Source organism: Aestuariivivens sediminis (assembly GCF_022662105.1).
Lineage (GTDB): Bacteria > Bacteroidota > Bacteroidia > Flavobacteriales > Flavobacteriaceae > Aestuariivivens > Aestuariivivens sediminis.
The window spans coordinates 109,677-126,921 of sequence record NZ_JAKMCP010000004.1 but is presented as its reverse complement, the minus strand read 5'-3'; the positions used below and the strand labels follow the sequence as shown (position 1 = coordinate 126,921).

General features: G+C 41.2%; 15 protein-coding genes. 3 read left to right on the top strand and 12 right to left on the bottom strand.

Translation table 11 applies throughout. The features are described from left to right. Position 1 precedes the first annotated feature (1 nt). Genes MR054_RS12080 through MR054_RS12065 form a run of 4 tightly spaced genes read right to left on the bottom strand, consistent with a single transcriptional unit; the run spans position 2 to position 5,176 of the window. Entirely contained in the window at positions 2 to 1,075 is a 1,074-nt protein-coding gene (locus MR054_RS12080) for a YveK family protein (RefSeq protein WP_242158082.1), read from the bottom strand. A 12-nt stretch (positions 1,076 to 1,087) separates the two neighbouring features. Then, positions 1,088 to 2,776 (bottom strand): DUF6909 family protein, encoded by a 1,689-nt coding sequence (locus tag MR054_RS12075; protein ID WP_242158081.1) that lies wholly within the window; start codon positions 2,774 to 2,776, stop codon positions 1,088 to 1,090. A gap of 27 nt (positions 2,777 to 2,803) precedes the next feature. Continuing rightward, entirely contained in the window at positions 2,804 to 4,306 is a 1,503-nt protein-coding gene (locus tag MR054_RS12070; protein WP_242158080.1) for a GH3 auxin-responsive promoter family protein, read from the bottom strand. Next, on the bottom strand, positions 4,307 to 5,176 hold the full coding sequence (locus MR054_RS12065; protein ID WP_242158079.1) for a M23 family metallopeptidase: 870 nt from the start codon (positions 5,174 to 5,176) through the stop codon (positions 4,307 to 4,309). Between the two features lie 119 nt (positions 5,177 to 5,295). Between MR054_RS12065 and MR054_RS12060 the strand changes: the two genes are divergently transcribed. Continuing rightward, complete coding sequence (locus MR054_RS12060; protein WP_242083670.1) at positions 5,296 to 5,481, top strand: twin-arginine translocase TatA/TatE family subunit; 186 nt, start codon at positions 5,296 to 5,298, stop codon at positions 5,479 to 5,481. A 70-nt stretch (positions 5,482 to 5,551) separates the two neighbouring features. Here MR054_RS12060 and MR054_RS12055 read toward each other — a convergent pair whose 3' ends face one another. The 4 genes from MR054_RS12055 to MR054_RS12040 all read right to left on the bottom strand — a co-directional run bounded on the left by MR054_RS12055 (position 5,552) and on the right by MR054_RS12040 (position 10,446). Then, complete coding sequence (locus MR054_RS12055; protein ID WP_242158078.1) at positions 5,552 to 6,526, bottom strand: DUF4837 family protein; 975 nt, start codon at positions 6,524 to 6,526, stop codon at positions 5,552 to 5,554. A 24-nt stretch (positions 6,527 to 6,550) separates the two neighbouring features. Then, complete coding sequence (locus tag MR054_RS12050) at positions 6,551 to 8,107, bottom strand: lytic transglycosylase domain-containing protein (RefSeq protein WP_242158077.1); 1,557 nt, start codon at positions 8,105 to 8,107, stop codon at positions 6,551 to 6,553. 80 nt (positions 8,108 to 8,187) lie between these two features. Beyond that, on the bottom strand, positions 8,188 to 9,375 hold the full coding sequence (locus MR054_RS12045; RefSeq protein WP_242158076.1) for a phosphoglycerate kinase: 1,188 nt from the start codon (positions 9,373 to 9,375) through the stop codon (positions 8,188 to 8,190). 219 nt (positions 9,376 to 9,594) lie between these two features. Further along, positions 9,595 to 10,446: a T9SS type A sorting domain-containing protein gene (locus MR054_RS12040; RefSeq protein WP_242158074.1), complete on the bottom strand. Its 852-nt coding sequence runs from the start codon at positions 10,444 to 10,446 to the stop codon at positions 9,595 to 9,597. A 147-nt stretch (positions 10,447 to 10,593) separates the two neighbouring features. Between MR054_RS12040 and MR054_RS12035 the strand changes: the two genes are divergently transcribed. After that, on the top strand, positions 10,594 to 11,748 hold the full coding sequence (locus tag MR054_RS12035; protein ID WP_242083658.1) for a DNA polymerase III subunit: 1,155 nt from the start codon (positions 10,594 to 10,596) through the stop codon (positions 11,746 to 11,748). A gap of 5 nt (positions 11,749 to 11,753) precedes the next feature. Here MR054_RS12035 and MR054_RS12030 read toward each other — a convergent pair whose 3' ends face one another. The 3 genes from MR054_RS12030 to MR054_RS12020 form a co-directional block, all read right to left on the bottom strand. Then, complete coding sequence (locus MR054_RS12030; RefSeq protein WP_242158073.1) at positions 11,754 to 14,105, bottom strand: TonB-dependent receptor plug domain-containing protein; 2,352 nt, start codon at positions 14,103 to 14,105, stop codon at positions 11,754 to 11,756. A gap of 53 nt (positions 14,106 to 14,158) precedes the next feature. After that, a complete protein-coding gene (locus MR054_RS12025; protein WP_242158071.1) occupies positions 14,159 to 15,079 on the bottom strand; it encodes a FecR family protein in 921 nt (306 codons plus the stop codon). 66 nt (positions 15,080 to 15,145) lie between these two features. Beyond that, entirely contained in the window at positions 15,146 to 15,658 is a 513-nt protein-coding gene (locus MR054_RS12020; RefSeq protein ID WP_242158069.1) for an RNA polymerase sigma factor, read from the bottom strand. Between the two features lie 322 nt (positions 15,659 to 15,980). Here MR054_RS12020 and MR054_RS12015 point away from each other — a divergent pair, with 322 nt between their 5' ends. After that, positions 15,981 to 16,409: a DUF6438 domain-containing protein gene (locus MR054_RS12015; protein ID WP_242158067.1), complete on the top strand. Its 429-nt coding sequence runs from the start codon at positions 15,981 to 15,983 to the stop codon at positions 16,407 to 16,409. A 263-nt stretch (positions 16,410 to 16,672) separates the two neighbouring features. Here MR054_RS12015 and MR054_RS12010 read toward each other — a convergent pair whose 3' ends face one another. Next, positions 16,673 to 17,191, bottom strand: a complete 519-nt coding sequence (locus tag MR054_RS12010) for an OmpH/Skp family outer membrane protein (protein WP_242158065.1) — start codon at positions 17,189 to 17,191, stop codon at positions 16,673 to 16,675. Positions 17,192 to 17,245: the final 54 nt, after the last annotated feature.

The window sequence follows — 17,245 nt, the reverse complement described above, 5'->3', positions numbered from 1 at the left end:
TTTACAATTTACTTCTAAAACGCTCCAGGAACTTTAGAAATTCAACAACCAATAATAGCACAAAAATCACGAGGGATAAAAAGGCCCCATAGGCCAATGGCCGACTCACCTCTAATCCAAAAACATCTGCCTTGTCCTGTACTACCCCACGTTCCTTTTGAATGGACACGATTTCCAGGATGTTTTCCTTTTCCTCAAGTTCCCTTTGGATTTCCACCAGTTCCCGTCTTAAATTCAAATCACTCTGGTACAATTCAAATTCCTTGGTCACACTTTTGTTCTCCGTATTATCTATGGTGATGCTGGTTTGCCCGCCGGACTTGGCCTCCGCACTTTTTTTGAGAACCTCCTGATATACAGCTTGCAACGAATCGGACTTTACAAGGGTTTCCCGAATGGCGCTTTCCCGACCCTTTAATTCACTCAAATCCCGGTTTTGCACATTCTGAAAGTATGGGGAGGTTTCAATTTTATGGATTATTTCAACAATAACATCCTCAAAAGAGGCATTGGAGTAGGTGTTTACCGTCAATTCCTGCAGAGGAATGTCAAATTCCTCAGAAAAACTGAGGTAATCCTCGTAGGTTATGGTAGAAGCCACAACGGAGTCCAAGTCTTTAATATAAGCGTCATAGCTTTTTATTCTGTTGTTGTCATTGGTTACCGCTTCAATAGACAAGCCCTGAATGGATGCGGCCTTCGATCGGTCGATTTTCAGGTTGTTGGCCAGGGCCAGGGTATCTCTTTCGGTCACTAATTTATCATAGTATTCCACGGCTTCATACAGCACTTCGCCCGTATTGTAATTTTGATTAATGATGGCCGATGACCGATACACGGGCTTGGAGAACTTGGTTTTGAGCAGCCCGAGTCCAAAACCAATGATTGCGGCCACGACAATCTTTATGAGATGCTTTTTAATAAAGAATACCATCCAGACAAAGGCTAAGAACAGTCCGTTTAATAGGCTTCCAATAAACTTAAAGAACCGTTCGAAGACATTGCCAATCATTTTAAATAATTGACCTAAATCGATTTCCTCCGATTGCTGCGGTTGTGGCAACTCTTTACTCATAACTTGTTTTTATTAATTAAATATTTGTTCCAGAATTTTTCTTGTAATCACATAGGTGGGCTTGACACCGGAGGTCCCTAACCCTCCTGAAGCCAGGGTGCTTCCCGTTTCCAATGGGTTGTCACTGGCGTAATAGGCATAGCGCACCTTAACCTCAGGGCTAATATTCCCTCTGATCTTTGAAGCCGCCTGAATGGCCTTTTGGTAATGGGCGCCCTCCATCTCCAAACCAATGACATTCCAGGTGGAGTTATAAAAAAACTTCAGAATATCCTTGTTTTGCAATGAGGTCCCCAAAACGGTTATCATGGCACCTTCACAGACCTGAACGCCCTGACGGTCGAAATCTTCTTTTTTGAGTTCATTTTTAAAGGGATAATTGTCTGCCGTGCCTTCAAAGATATGTGCCGAAGGGATCATAATATCGCCTTTGCCGCCTTCCAAGATACCGGCCTTGCCCATAATGGAAATGGATTTCACGTTTAAATGGACTTTCTTTGATTTTAGGTGGTAGGGTTTCAACAATTCATCAATGGTCTCATAAGCCTGCTCCCCAAAAGCATAATCCATCACCATTAACAGGGGTTTTTGCTCCCGTATGACGGCTTCATTCAAATGGAGGTCTGCCTCAGAACAGTCCATTGCCGTAGCATCGAAAATTTGAACATCAATGTTGGTTCCCGAGGTATCTTTGATGTACAACATCCCACACTGCATGGCCGTTTTGCTTACTTTTTGTTCCAAATGGCTATTTTCTTTTTGACTGAGCATTTCATACACTTCAAAAATATCCTTTTTGGATACCATGGACTTCAAGGCCCTGGGCGCAAAAAGCGTATTCATCACACTGTGCATATTCGCACTTATAATATGGATTTCCCGGTCGAGAAGTTCGTTTTTGTGTAACACGTCCTTAATGGTATTGGCCCAAATTTCCCCGTGTATATGATGTCCTATCCGCTCCCTTAACACGGGGCTGAAGGTGATGGTTCTCTTATTGTGGTTTACCTGTTCTTCAATGGCCAGTTTGCCCAACCAATATACAATATGCAGCAAACGCTCCGGCCGCTGTGGCCTGGCAAAGGATGTATAGATCTCGGTCACTTCCTTAAAGGTCCTTCCCAAAATATAGGCCGTATGGGTAATGGCCACCTCCCGTTCCTCCTGGTTCAATTTCCTCTTAGACCGTACCGCTTTTTCCAGCTTTTCCCAATCCCGGGTTGTCGTACCATCTCCGCTGATCACCACACGCTTGCTTATTTTATGGGATTCTACGAACAAAAAGGTCAGGTGTGTTAAAATGTCATAGATCTCAGAGCGCCCACGCGTGATTTCAATATTCATCTGCTCATCATCAATTCTATAACAGTTCCGGCGGCGTTTTTCAGGGATTATCGGTTTAAAATGTGAGTTTGCGTAACCCTCATCACTGGTAAGGTTAATATAGGTGCATTCCTCGATACCCATGGGTAAACGATCCATAACATACAGCAACCCATTTAATTCTGCCTTTTCCTCCCCTATAGATCCATAAATTTCCGGTTTAAGCAACAGTAAGGATTCCCTTAAGGTTTCTCCCGAAATCCCCATAGGCTTATAAAACCCCCTGTTGAACAAATGCCGCATCGTCACGTACATGCGTTCGATGGCATTAGAGCTTTCCTGTGCTCGTGTTCTTCCCTGTGACTTTTTGTTGCTCATAAAAGGTATTGCTTGGGCAAAGATACTTTATTTCACTAAATTTAGGGTTTTAAAGGCTTCAACAATTTTTCGGTCGTTAGACAGTCGCGGGATTTTATTTTGACCTCCCAATTTACCCACCGATTTCATATAATCGTTAAACCCTCCTTTTAAAACCCGGGTTATTTTTAAAGGCTGCAGAACCTTGCCCTGAATCAAATCCAAATAGTAGGAATTCTGACTTTGAAGGGCGTCATCTATGGCTTTTGCAAATGCGGTAAGGTCTTCCGGTTCATTTTCGAATTCAATAAACCATTCATGGTACGGTAATCCCTGTTCCGGATTGATTTCCGGGGCAACGGTAAATTCCGATATGCGAACCGCCGTAGGTTTTACAGCTTGCTCCATAGCCTGTTCCACTTCCTTGCCTATAACGTGTTCTCCAAAAGCGGAAATAAAATGTTTGATACGCCCTGAGACGATTACCCGATACGGACGGGTGGACGTAAATTGAACGGTATCGCCAATATTATAAGCCCAAAGCCCGGCATTAGATGAAATAATCATCACATAGTTAACCCCCACCTCCACATCCTTTAGCGTCATCCGTTTAGGGCTTGAATTAAAAAATGCATCGGCCTCAATAAACTCATAGAACAGGCCTGAATTCAACTGCAGTAACATGCCCTTTTCACCCTGCTTGTCCTGAAAGGCAAAAAAGCCTTCACTGGCCGGATACAACTCAATACTATCGACTTTTCGACCGATAAGATTTTCAAATTTGCCTCGGTAAGGTTCATAATTTACCCCTCCGAAAATAAAAAGGTTAAAATTCTTAAAGAGCTCCCCCACCTTTTTCCCGGTTTTGTGCTGTAGCCTTTCAAAATACATTTGCACCCACGACGGAATCCCGGAAATTACCGTCATATCTTCGGGCAGGGTTTCTTCAACAATGGCATCCACTTTGGTTTCCCAGTCTTCAATACAATTGGTTTCCCAGGACGGTAACCTGTTTTTCTGAAGGTATTTCGGAACATAATGCGCCACAATTCCCGAAAGTCTTCCTATTTGTATGCCATGACGTTCCTGCAGTATGGGGCTGCCTTGCAAAAATATCATTTTGCCATTTACAAATGCACTGTTCCCGGTTTCATGGATATAATATAATATGGCATTTCGTGCAGCCTGGACATGGCTGGGCATGCTTTCCCGGGTTATTGGAATGTATTTTGACCCTGAAGTGGTTCCTGAGGTCTTGGCAAAATAAATGGGTTTGCCTTTCCAAAGGACGTGTTCCTCACCGGCCACCACCCGTTCCACATAGGGTTTGAGAGCCTCGTAATCTCTTATGGGAACATACTTAACGAAATCATCATGGGTCTGTATGTGCTCAAAATGATGATCTTTCCCAAAGGCTGTTTCTTTTCCTTCCTTGATTAATTCCTTAAAGACCTTTTGTTGCGCTTTAATGGGCTGTCTTACCCATTTTTGGTTTTGCTTATAGATGGCCAGGGCAAACAGCCTGGCCAAAATGGGTTTTAATGAAATCATTTAGTCGAAATCTATAAAATTTGAAGGATTAATGGGATACCCGTCGTTCCAAAGTTCAAAATGTAAATGAGGGCCGGTCGATAATTCTCCCGAGTTACCGGCAGTGGCAATGACTTCTCCGGCCTTAACCAAATCCCCCTGAGATTTTATGAGGGTCCCGTTGTGTTTGTATACCGATATTAAGCCATGGCTGTGTTCAACAATGATCACATTACCGGTAGTGGCCGTCCATTCTGCAAATATCACCGTGCCGTCTGCTACGGCCTTGACCGGCGAGTCTTTAGCCACAACAAGGTCGATGGCATAATGCTTTTCTTTTAAATCGTACGGATCACTAACCGTACCGCTTACCGGAGGAAAGAGCACAAAGCTTTTAGTGGATGTTGCCGATTCGAATAAATTATACTTGTCTTCCTTGTCCACCTTTTCCCGTAAAAGCGAATCCTCGGGAATGGGTTTTAAATCCACTTCACTGGCCTCCAGCTTTACCGCCTGAATGATGGAGTCCTTCCTTAAATCTTCAGCACTAATATCTCCTTTTAAAACATTTTTTATGGAATTGTAGTATTGTTCATTTATGGCAATAACCCGCTGTAATGAATCGGTTTTAAAATTCAGTTCAGTGGCTCGCTTTTTCAGGCTTGTGGATGAATACCCGGGTATGTACTCCCTCAGGGAGGTGTAGGCAATGGTAAAATAAGTAAACACCATTAAGATCATTATCCCTATGGAGAAAAAGACAAAGACGTTAAGGCGCGTTAATTTGAAGGCCAGACGTTCTTCAAAAGTATCTTCATTGAGAATCACCAACCGATATTTATCGAGTAGTTTTTTCTTAAGTTTTACAGATCCTTTTTTCTTTTTATTCATATTACAAACAAAATTAAATAAAATTATGCCATAACGTGTTTATAGAAATGCTAAAGTTATCCTGTAAACGGAATTATTGAACTTTAATTATTAACTTTGTACTATAAAATATTTTAGATATGTGTTTATACATTTTAGCCATAGGTCCCATGCAAATCGTATTAATTGTAGTTGTGGTGTTATTACTGTTTGGAGGGAAAAAAATTCCAGAATTAATGCGTGGTTTAGGAAGTGGGATCAAAGAATTTAAAGATGCCAGTAAAGAGGACGACAAACCAAAAGATAATACGAATAAAACAGAATAATCGTTCCTTGTTAATGACCAAAAGACCAACACCATGTGTTGGCTTTTCTTTTTAAGGGCTCAACACTCCATTAATTGATCTTGATAGACTTGATGATCGCCTCAAGTTCAAACATGTAATCTCTTTTTTCAACGGACGGCGCATAGGCGAATCCCTCTACAACAACCCATCTGTTGTTGCGCTTATCCTCAATGGCGTAATTTATATACGGTCCGGCCATAAAGGCCTTCTTGACTTCCCACATGCCTTTGGTTTCCAGGGCAGGGGTATCGTCCAATATGGTTTCTGTCTGAAAGGGGGTATAGGCATACTCCGTAATCATATAGGTGCCTTCCGTAGGACCTTCAATATAAGCCTTGCCGACCGAATCCCTGATGGCTACAATCTGATTAATCATATTATCATTCCGAATGATCCTGTTGTATGGCAACTCATATATCATTAAATTAAGGGTCCCCGTATTGACATCTTTGCGAATCCAAAAAAAGTGGTCCTCATCTTTGGCCACGCGATACGCGGTTGGGAAATTTATATCAACCCCTATCTTTTCCTTTAAAAAAGCAGTATTATACAAGGACTTCTTGATTAATCGCTGCTTTTCATAGATCTCCATCTTTTTGAAGGATTCCACTATTCTATCGCCATGTTCCTGAATCTGATCAATAATGGCATCCTGTGTTTTTCCCCTAACCACTATGACGCGTTGCGGTTGGGCATAAACATTATTTAAAAATTGAGTGTCGCTGTCCTTACCCGGTTCGATCTTCAAAATCGTTCTGTTCTTGGTGATAAAACCACTAAAGACATTGGAAGGGATTTGATTAATAGTGAAGAGGGGTTCGTCCTGGGGTAACCCATACACCGGTGCTGCTAACACATCTCGTATGGCTTCCCCGATACGTCCTTTCCATGATTCGTTGTCCAGGACCACGGAAACTTCATTAACAATACCGGATGAGTCCACCAGTAACCTTTCTTTGGGATTCGACTCTTTGCAAGCCACAACGAATATTAGGGTTACCAATACTAAAAGAATTTTTTGCATAATTAAAGTTAGGTTTTACAGAACTTAGCTTCTGGATATTTTTAGCTTCATTCCGGGTTTTAACTTTGTGCCACTAATATCGTTCCATTCTTTAATATTTTGAACAGAAACTCCGGGAAATTTTTGAGAAATGCTCCATAAGGAATCTCCACTTTTTACAACATACGTGACATGCGACCCTGTAAGTGACTTATTAACAGGGTTTTGAGATGCTGTTGATACGGGTCCGACATAGGGTTTTCGAGGATATATGGTTAAACGCTGCCCAATCCTCAAATCATTGCTGCGCAATCCATTCCATTGTTTAATTTGGCTCACCCTAACGCCATACTTTCTGGCAATTTTACCTAAATAATCGCCCGATATCACTTTATAGCGTATTCTGTCGTCTGCATTAAAAAATTGCGGTAAGGGTTTTTCTCTTTTGGCGAACTCCTCCTTGACAAAGGCATATATTTGGGCTTCGTTATTTACAAAAATGCCTGCTGCCTGCCGTGGTAAACGCAACACATAATCCTCCTCCTTTATGTATGGAATGATATCCAGTTTATAGGCGGGGTTTAAAAACTGAAGTTCTTCAACCGGTGTCCCCGTGACTTCCGAAACTTGATCCAGGGTAATCATATGCTTTACACGGATGGTATCTGTTTCTATCAGAGCGAATTCTGGTTTTATTTTTTTAAACCCATGCTGTTCTGCATATTCAAAAATGTACATATTGGCTAAAAAAGCAGGTAAATACCCGGCCGTTTCCCTGGGTAAATTATGCCTGATGTTCCAATAGTTTTTATATCCTCCCGATCTTCTGATGGCCTTGGTCACATTCCCCGGGCCGGAATTGTAAGAGGCCAATGCCAAGTCCCAATCTCCAAAAATCTCATACAGCTTGGACAAATACTTGGCTGCCGCTTCAGTAGATTTTACGGGATCACAGCGCTCGTCAACATAACTGCTTACATCCAGGCCATACATCTTTCCCGTAGCAAACATAAACTGCCAAAGTCCTGTGGCGCCAACCCTGGATTTTGCTCTTGGCTTTAACGCCGATTCCACAACAGCGAGATATTTAATTTCCAATGGCAGGTTGTACCGGTCCAATTCGTACTCGAACATCGGAAAATAAAAACTGCTCAGGGTTATTAATTTTTGGAGCAACGCCCTTCTGTCCTTTAAATACGACTTAATGACGCTTTCCAGGGACGGGTTGTATTCTACATTAAAGGGGGTTTTTGCATCTAATTCCTTCAATCGGGCTTTAAGGGTGTCCGTAGGGAGCTCCGGGTAGTCGACCTCCTCATCGAAATTCAGGTCGCTAATTGATTTGTAAATGCTGTCAAATAAATGATTGCTGTACAATTCCTCAAACCACTGTTCATCAAATTGCACCGCAAAAGCATTATCCTCCAATGGTTTACCATCAAGGCTGTCGGCTTGGACCAGGGTCGATTTCAAGGCAAGAGCATTGCGATCTACCAGAGTGTCCTTTACCAAAAATGATGTTGCCTGAACCGTATCCCGGGTTTGGGAGAAACACCAACCCATTTGAAATAATCCCAGTAATAGTAATACCCGTAATGCCATATCAGCAATTCATTTACCTTATTGAACGATTGAATGGCTAAATTCGTGTTTTTTCGGATATTTTTAAAACATAATTTAAATTATTCTAAAATGGCGGCTATTCCGGGAAGTGTTTTACCTTCCAAGCTTTCCAGCATAGCCCCTCCTCCGGTACTCACATAACTCACCTTATCCTGGAAGCCAAATTGCTTGACCGCCGCTACCGAGTCGCCACCACCCACCAGGGAGAAGGCTCCATTTTTGGTCGCTTCTGCAATGGCATTCCCCAAGGCAATGGTTCCCTTGGCAAAATTCTCCATTTCAAAGACCCCCAAAGGGCCGTTCCAAAGGATGGTCTTAGACGCCAAAACCACATCATAAAAGGCTTTTAAGGATTTCGGACCTGCATCAAGGCCTTCCCAACCTTCGGGTATTTTATCAATATCCACTATTTGAGTATGGGCCGTATTGCTAAAAGCATCGGCTGCAACCACATCAACGGGAATATGAACCTGAACCTGTTTGGCCTTGGCCTGAGTTAAAATATCCAGTGCCAAATCCATTTTATCGTCTTCGCAAATGGAATTTCCTACTTGTCCGCCTTGCGCCTTGATAAAGGTAAAGGACATGCCTCCGCCGATAATGAGATGATCTACCTTATCTAAAATATTTTCAATAATGGTAATCTTTGAGGACACTTTAGCGCCACCCAAAATGGCTAAAACGGGTTTTTCTCCGGTTTTCATCACCTTGTCGATACTCTCAATTTCCTGGGCCAACAAGGTCCCAAAACATTTATGATCTGAAAAAAATTGGGCGACTATGGTGGTTGAGGCATGGGCTCTATGCGCGGTGCCAAAAGCGTCATTCACATAAATATCCCCCAGTTTGGAAAGTTGCTCCGCAAAGTTGAGGTCCCCGGCGGTTTCTTCACTATGGAATCTAAGGTTTTCCAGCAATAACACCTCTCCCGGTTTTAGGTTTGCGGCCATCCCCTCAGCCTTTTCGCCCACACAGTCCTCTGCAAATTTAACTTCCACACCTAAAACATCTTCAACTTTGGATACAATGTGTCTTAAGGAGAATTCATCCTGTACGCCCTTTGGACGTCCCAAATGCGACATTAAAATGCAACTTCCGCCATCTTCCAAAATTTTTATTATGGTTGGTTTTGCCGAGACAATTCTTGTGGCATCGGTAACCTGAAAGTTCTCATTTAAAGGGACATTGAAATCTACTCTTATTAAAGCTTTTTTGTTTTCGAAATTAAAGTCATTTAGCGTTTTCATCTGTGTATGCATTTAAGTAATTGGTTCACAAATGTAACTAATTAAAAAGTGTCTAAACAGGTGTTTTTTAACGAAAACGTTTGAATTACGGAAGTTTTTAAAAAAACAGGTTCAAGATCCATGCCTTCTCCCTGATGCGAAGCGTTTTACATAAAAAAGCCCGAAAAATGTATCCTGATTTTTCGGGCTTTTCCTAAAGGGAGTCGTAAAAATACGGTTCTATTTTTTAATCAGTTTTACAGTCTGTACGATATCTCCAGACTTGATTTGTGCCAAATAAATGCCGCTTGGCAGGCCGGTTAAATCGACCGTCATGACATTCAGGCCACTTTCCTGTTTCAAGATTTCTTTGCCGAGAACATTATATATCGAAACCTCATCTAAAGTGGCATTGGCCTTAAAATTAACGGCATGGCTTGTAGGATTGGGCCCAAAAGAAAAGCCATCAATAACCCGGTATTTATTGGACAGGGTTGCCGTTTTAAGCTCAAAATCATCAAATCCCAGATATTCATTTCCATTCTGATAGATGACCAATCGCATTCGAATATAATTATGCCCGGATGGAACCATATAGGACACATCTTCCCAACCGGCTGAATTAAAATTACCCGATTGATCGGTTTTAAAAATATCCTTTCTGTAGTCCGAATAATTCCAATCCGTACCATTGTCGAACCGCAGTTCATAATAGATGTAATCTAACTTATTAAGTCCGACATAGTGCACTCTAAACGCAATTTCGGCAGATAATCCGTTTACGGCAAAAGGTGTAAAGGTGAGAATATGCTCCGGGGAGGCTAAGCCTGTTATTTGTTCGGAGTAAGGATTGTCCAAATCCCTGCCGGCCAAATAGCTCTTTCCCGCAAAAGGTCCGGGAATACGGCCATTGGCTCCGGGTTGATTCATCCAGACATCGGTACCGTTATTATTGGTGTAAAAGGGAATGTTGGAGGTGTAAGTCCAATTATCCTCCGGCTTATTTTCAAAGCCCTGTTTTGCTACCTGGGCATGCAAATACATGACACCGATAAGCAAAAAAACTAATGCAATAGAAGTAGTTTTATTCATGGTTTTAACTTTAGGGTATTAAAACGAATAGATTAACGAGCAATCCAAAGCTAAAACAAAAAGTTTGTCACCCCTATAAAACTCGATGATTCGCCTTTTATTTAGCCTTATTGCACTTTCATTTGCCATTTCTACTATATTTGTGGCATGTTATTCAAGGAGGTATTAGGACAGGACCATATCAAAAAGCATTTAACGCAAAGCGTTGACAATCATAGAATTCCGCATGCCCAATTGTTTGTTGGCCATGAGGGTTGTGGTACCCTTCCCATGGCTATTGCCTACGCGCAATATTTATTATGCCATAATGTAAACGGTGAAAATAATACAGGCCATGAGGCCTGTAATCTTAAATTCAGGACGTTTTCACACCCGGATTTGCATTTTGCTTTTCCTGTGGTGACGAGCGATAAAGCCAAAAGTCATCCCGTTTCTTCTCATTATTTGGAAGAATGGCGGCAATTATTACGGGAACAGCCGTATGGCAATCTGTTTGACTGGTATAAATTGATGGGGGTGGACAACAAACAGGGTCAGATCGGTGTTGATGAAGCCCATGACATTGTTAAATCCCTGGCCCTAAAATCCTATGAAGGGGGGTATAAGGTCATGATTATTTGGATGGCAGAGAAAATGAATGCCGCATGCGCCAATAAGCTTTTGAAGCTTATAGAAGAACCGCCAAACCAAACTATTTTTATACTTATTGCCGAAGACGAAGAACAGATTATGAGTACCATTCGATCTCGCTGTCAAATTTTACATTTTTCGCCATTGGCGGAGCATGTTATTATTGATGCACTGGTCGCACAGTATGATTTGGATATTGGTGAAGCCACTAAAATAGCGCATCAGTCTAATGGTAATTATAATAAGGCCTGTGATTTGGTATATCATGATTCTGAAGACCTTCAATTTGAAGAATGGTTTATTTTCTGGATTAGAAGTGCTTTTAAGGCTAAAGGCAATAAATCGGCCATTCATGACCTCATTACCTGGAGTGAGGATATTGCCAAAACGGGGCGTGAAACCCAAAAGCAATTTTTACATTTTTGCCTGAACTTTATAAGACAGGCCTTACTGTTGAACTATAATGCAAAAGAACTGGTCTATTTAGAACCTAAATCCAAAAATTTTAAACTGGAGAATTTTGCCCCTTTCATTCACAATACTAATATTATAGAAATCAGTAATGAATTACAGGAGGCCATCTACCATATTGAACGCAATGGCAATTCTAAAATTATTTTAACCGATTTATCGATAAAACTTACACGATTACTGCATAAAAAAGCGAAGTAGCCTTTTTAAAATTGCACGCGAAACACGAGGTTAGGGGTTAACCCCAGGGAGGTTTTGTTTATTTCCCGAAGTTCTGCCTCACTGTTTTGGGTGTTTTGTCTGATTTCATAGGTCCGGCTTAACACATTTTCCCTGTTATATATGTTTAATAATGAAACCCCTAATTTCCCCTTCCAGTTATCCTTTTTGGACAACTTAAAGGTATAGGTGGCGGAAAGATCCAACCTGTGATAATCCGGTAGACGTGCCCTATTGGTATCTTCAAATACAATGACCGTGCCGTTAGGGGTGTTTTCTGTACCTGTGGCTCTTGTAAATGGTATTCCGGTCCTTATATTCCATCCTAATGACAAGTTAAAGTGATTCCATTCATAGGTGTGGGACCAAACAAGGTTATGGGTGATGTCTGTATTACCGGGGAATTTTTCTCCGTTGTTAATGGTCTTAAATAAGAAATCGTTGTTAATTAAGGAATAACTGAGCCAGGTCCGGTAGTTTTGAATCTTTTTCTTGATTAAGACATCCAGGCCAAAAACATCACTCTCGCCTATAGAGAAAAAATCCTGTCTTCTATCAAATCCCAGTGTGATGGAGGTCAATCCGTCTATTTTTTTATAATACAGCTCAACATCCAAATTCCATCCATTCTTGCTAAAAATCATGCCTGTGGTTAGCTGCGTGCTTTTTAGGATCGGGATGTCTTCCCCGTCGGACAGCACCCACACCTGATTTTCTAATCCAAATTCCTGGGTGTTGAATTCAACCACCTGACTCACCGTTTGATGTAAGCGCTCTCCTGATATTTTAAACTTTAAAAACGGATTTAAATGCGCACTGAGTTGCACTCTGGGCTCGACAAAAATCTTATCCAAAACCGAAAAATAATTGGTTCTCAGACCCGTGTTGACAAACCATTTCTGTTTCAGCTTATACTGATAGTCCAGATAAAGGGCATGGGCATTATTCGTATCGACCTGGGATTCATTAAAATTCTCTTCCGGACTTTCGGTATCCGAAAAACTAAGGGCATACTCCACATGGTTGGACGAGAACTGATAGCCCAGACCCCAGGTTGACCTTGGACTAACCTCCCCGGTTATATCCCATGAAAAGCCGAAATCATCAATCGTATTGGTCTTATCTAACTGGTCATCCAGTTCGCCGGAAATCCTGTTACTTCCCACATATTCCAAATCGAAATTAGAATAATAAAGCTTAAAATCGTGTGAAAACGCGTCATTATAAACATGACTCCAGTCTAAACTCAAGCCTTGATTTACAATATTCAACTGGTCCTGTGAGGCTTCTTCAAAGGCTTCAATTAAAAAGCCATAATCCAATTTATTCCTGGCGTACAAACTACTTAACTCCAGGTTGTCCTTAGGGCCAATATCGACCATGGCCTTTGCGGTCAGGTCCGTAAAATAAAAAAGGTCGTTGGTGGTGGTGACTTCATCATCTTCGAAGACCCTGTTCCCGTTGGCAATTTTGGTTTCCTGAAACACCCTTTTCGATAAGTTACTAAAGGTTTCTGTTTGAATGGCATCCGTAATGGAGCGTCTGGCAGAACATACCAGTGAGGCGTTCTTCCCCAAAGGTGCCTTTACAAAGGCATCGGCATGGGTCATATTAAAACCAAATCCGCCTTCCAGTTTCTCAGGAATTGAATTGTCGGACTCCATATCAATAACCCCCGCAATGCGGTCGCCATATTTGGCTTTGGTTCCGCTCTTATACAATTTAATTTGATTGGTAATGTAGGGATTAAAAGCAGAAATGGTTCCAAAAAAATGCCCCGTATGATACATCTTTATACCGTCCCAAAGAATTAAATTCTGGTCCGGTGTGCCTCCCCGAATGAATAAGTCCGACGCGGTTTCGTTTGGGCTTTGAACACCGGGGATTAACTGCAGGCTTTGTAACACATCGGGTTCTGTTAAACCGGGCAGGATCCCTAAGGATTGCGGGGAGATGATTATGGAAGAATCCTCCCCGTCGTTACGAATACCTGAGGTAATATATTCCTCAATCAATATTTCATCAAGCTCCTGGGTATCCGTGAGTTGCCGTTTCGTAATGGTAACTGTATAATACCGGTTAGATGCCTTATTGAACTTCAGGAACAACTGGTCTGAAATGGTGAGCAGGAGCTCTTCTAAAGAGGCGTCTACTGCATTAAGGGTAAGGGTCCTGTTATTAACGAGTTCGGCATTGAAGGATAATTTAATGTTGAATGTGTTTTCCAAATCGGAAAACACTTCACTGAGCGGCGTGTTTTGATAATCAACGGTTATGGTTTCTTGAGCGGACAGGCAGACCGTAAAGAAAAAAAGGAAAACCGCTAAGTTATACTTCATTTGCTATTCTAAATTAATCCAGGGACATCCAAATTTAGAATAAAATAACCACATTATGGATTATTGTGGTAGGAATTAAGATGAATAACACCATTTTCCTTGTCTACAGAATACGACAGTCCCATTGGCCCGGAAACCGTCTTTAAGGCTAAACTTAGGTTTTTATGGGTAAATGCACCGGTAAAACGGGTATTCAAATCGATGGCGGATGTGTCAAATTTTATTCCAAACTGATTCTCTAAAGCCCCCAATACCTGTGCAATAGGGGCATTATAAAAGGTGGTTTCTCCCGCGGTCCAGTTAGTCGCATTAACATCAAATTTCCATTCTTCAAGACCATTATTAATAACCCTCACGGCATCTCCCGGCAATAAAATCAAATCCTTGTTCAGCACATTGCTGGTAACGCGTACCTTACCCTCCATACATTGCACTTCAAAGTAGGTATCTCTGGAAATGACATTGAATTCGGTACCCAAAACCTCAACCATCCCTAAATCGGTTAACACTTTAAAAGACTGCCCTTTCTCCACATCAAAAAAGGCCTCACCGGATAACTCTATCGTTCGGTTAGCGACCCATCCTGCCTTTTTAAATGCAACTTGAGAATTGGCATTAAGCTCCACTTTGGAATGGTCCGGAAGCAACACGGCCAATTGTTCGCTATATCCCGTTTCGTAATGGGAGCTCATGGTGGTGACATAGAGCAGACCAAGGGCAATAACGAGAACAGCGGCTGCTGTATAGGCCCAATACGGTATGAGTTTTCTAACTTTGGTCCGGGACTGAGATGAATTGTGTTCTTTTAATTGTATTAATAGTGCTTGATGGTTAAAAGTAGGTGCTTTTAAATTTTGGGACGCATCATTAATCTTTTTAAGAACCGGATAATCTTGAGACGTTTTAAATCGTTCCAGCTCTTCAGGACTGAGTTCACCTGCAATCCATCGTGCTAAAAACGTTTTATCTTTCATAAAATTTTCCATACTATGCAAAAGTTCTTATACGTATAAAACAGTTGGTTTTCGTTTTACCCTACTTTAAATGTTACCTAATTTATCTCTCAGGGCGATTAAGGCCAAACTCATGCGTTTTTCTACAGCTTTAATCGATATCCCTACAATCTCTGAAATTTCAGAATATTTCTTCTTGTCAATCCGACTCAACAAAAACACCTCACGTTGTTTCTCCGGTAATCCGGCAATGGCCTCATTGAGTTTCTCCATAAATTGCTGTTCCTCCAAAAGGAACTCCGGAGTTTGGTTGTTGATGCTCTTATTCGGATTGGATTGGTACTTCAGGACAATCTTTTTATGGGCTGCCTCATTAAAAAAAAGATTCCTGGCAACCGTAAATACATATGATTTTGCTTTTTCAAAATCGACTTTCGAACAATTACGCCAAAGCTTTATAAAAGCATCCTGAACAATGTCCTCGGCCTGTTGCCGATCACCACATTTATAATATATAAAGTTGAATACGGTGGTAGAATGGGTGTTAAAAAGCTGTTCATAGTTTTTTGGATCACAAACAGATTTGGATGTACTAGTCATACGTATAGTAATAACAAGGCTTATTCACCAAAAATAAAAAAATTAAATATAAAAGTAGGGTAATCTGCTTTTAAACTGTTTTACTTATAAACAAGATTGTTAGCGCCCCAATTAACCGTCTTGTTTTTTTAGCCCCAAGCCCCATTTTTACTGTTTTCTTACCTACGAATGTCATGGTAACCCATATCATGCTATGGCTTTGATGTCATAACATGGATGGTATTCAGATCTTGCTGATCTCTTGACGGATAAGTTCGTTTATTTTGTAAAAGCATGCCCCTTTTATGGCTTTGACCAAAAAATTAACGACTTACTAAATTGAATGTTGAACAGAACTAAAGTTGCTATGACTTTATTGACCTCTTATTTTGTGAATAAGCAAAACCGATATGACGATAAGGATGACGCTTTCCTCAGCCTGACCAAAGGAAAGTCTATGAATGACCATCCCGTATTTGATGTATGGCTTTTTGAAGATGGAACCGTTATCTATAAAGGCATTGAGAATGTTAAAAAAACGGGGATTCATAGAACGACCCTGTCCTTAAACCTACTCGATAAAATAAAAGCCCTGGCACTAAACCTATCGTCCAAGGAGATTGGCGATGCCAAAGGAAGGGACAATCCGTTGAGTATCATTAAATACAATGACCGAAAAATTGTCTACCAATCGGCCAGGGCCAGAGGAAATTTATTGGAATTGAATACACTATTGGAACATGTCGCCAACAGCTTAAACGACAGCGAATAACATTTCACAATACAAATAAAAGAGAATGAGGGTTCAAACTTTATTTGTGAGCCTCCGTAAACCTAACGACGGAGGCTTTTTTTTATCTCTTAAGTTAATCGCGAGGGCCTCTTGTCCCCTTTTGGGGACCACTCACTTAAAGTGGTTTTCAGATGCCATACACCCCCTGAGAAAAATGACAGGTGAATTCCCGAATCGCCTGGTGACCCTCTGGGTTGCACCAAATAGGATCAATTGAAGATTAAGGCCCTGGGTAACCGTTGTTACTGCTTTTGATACGCTGCGTTTAAAGCATCCAAAATAATTTGAGTTAAATTATTTTCATCGGTCCCATAAAGCACAGAAGCGGCCGCATCGCTAGTCCCTAAAATGTAAGTGTAGCCATTGTCCTTGCCATAATTCCGTACAAAGGTCTTTACCTTTATAATTAAGGAGTCTATTTCCGTTTGAAAGGCTTGTGACAATTGTTGTTGCTCAAATTGCATTTGTTGCTGCAGCATTTGTTGTTTTTGCTGTAAACCCTGTATCAGTTCCTGGGCCTTTTTTTGTGACGCCTTTCGCGCATCGATTTGCGTTTGTTGCACTTCCAACTGAAACGCTTTACTAATACTGTCCGCTCGTTTTGTAAAGGCTTCCTCCCTGGCCTGGAATTTGTCTTCTACATCTCTTTTTTCCTGATATTGATTGATGACCGTTCCATTATCGACATATCCGATTTTTTTCTCCTGCTGGCAAGCCAGGGTTCCAAGTGCTACGATGAACACATACATTATAGTTTTCATTACCTAAAAATTTTAAAATTCGAACAAAAGTAATAAAGTAGCACTTGATATGAG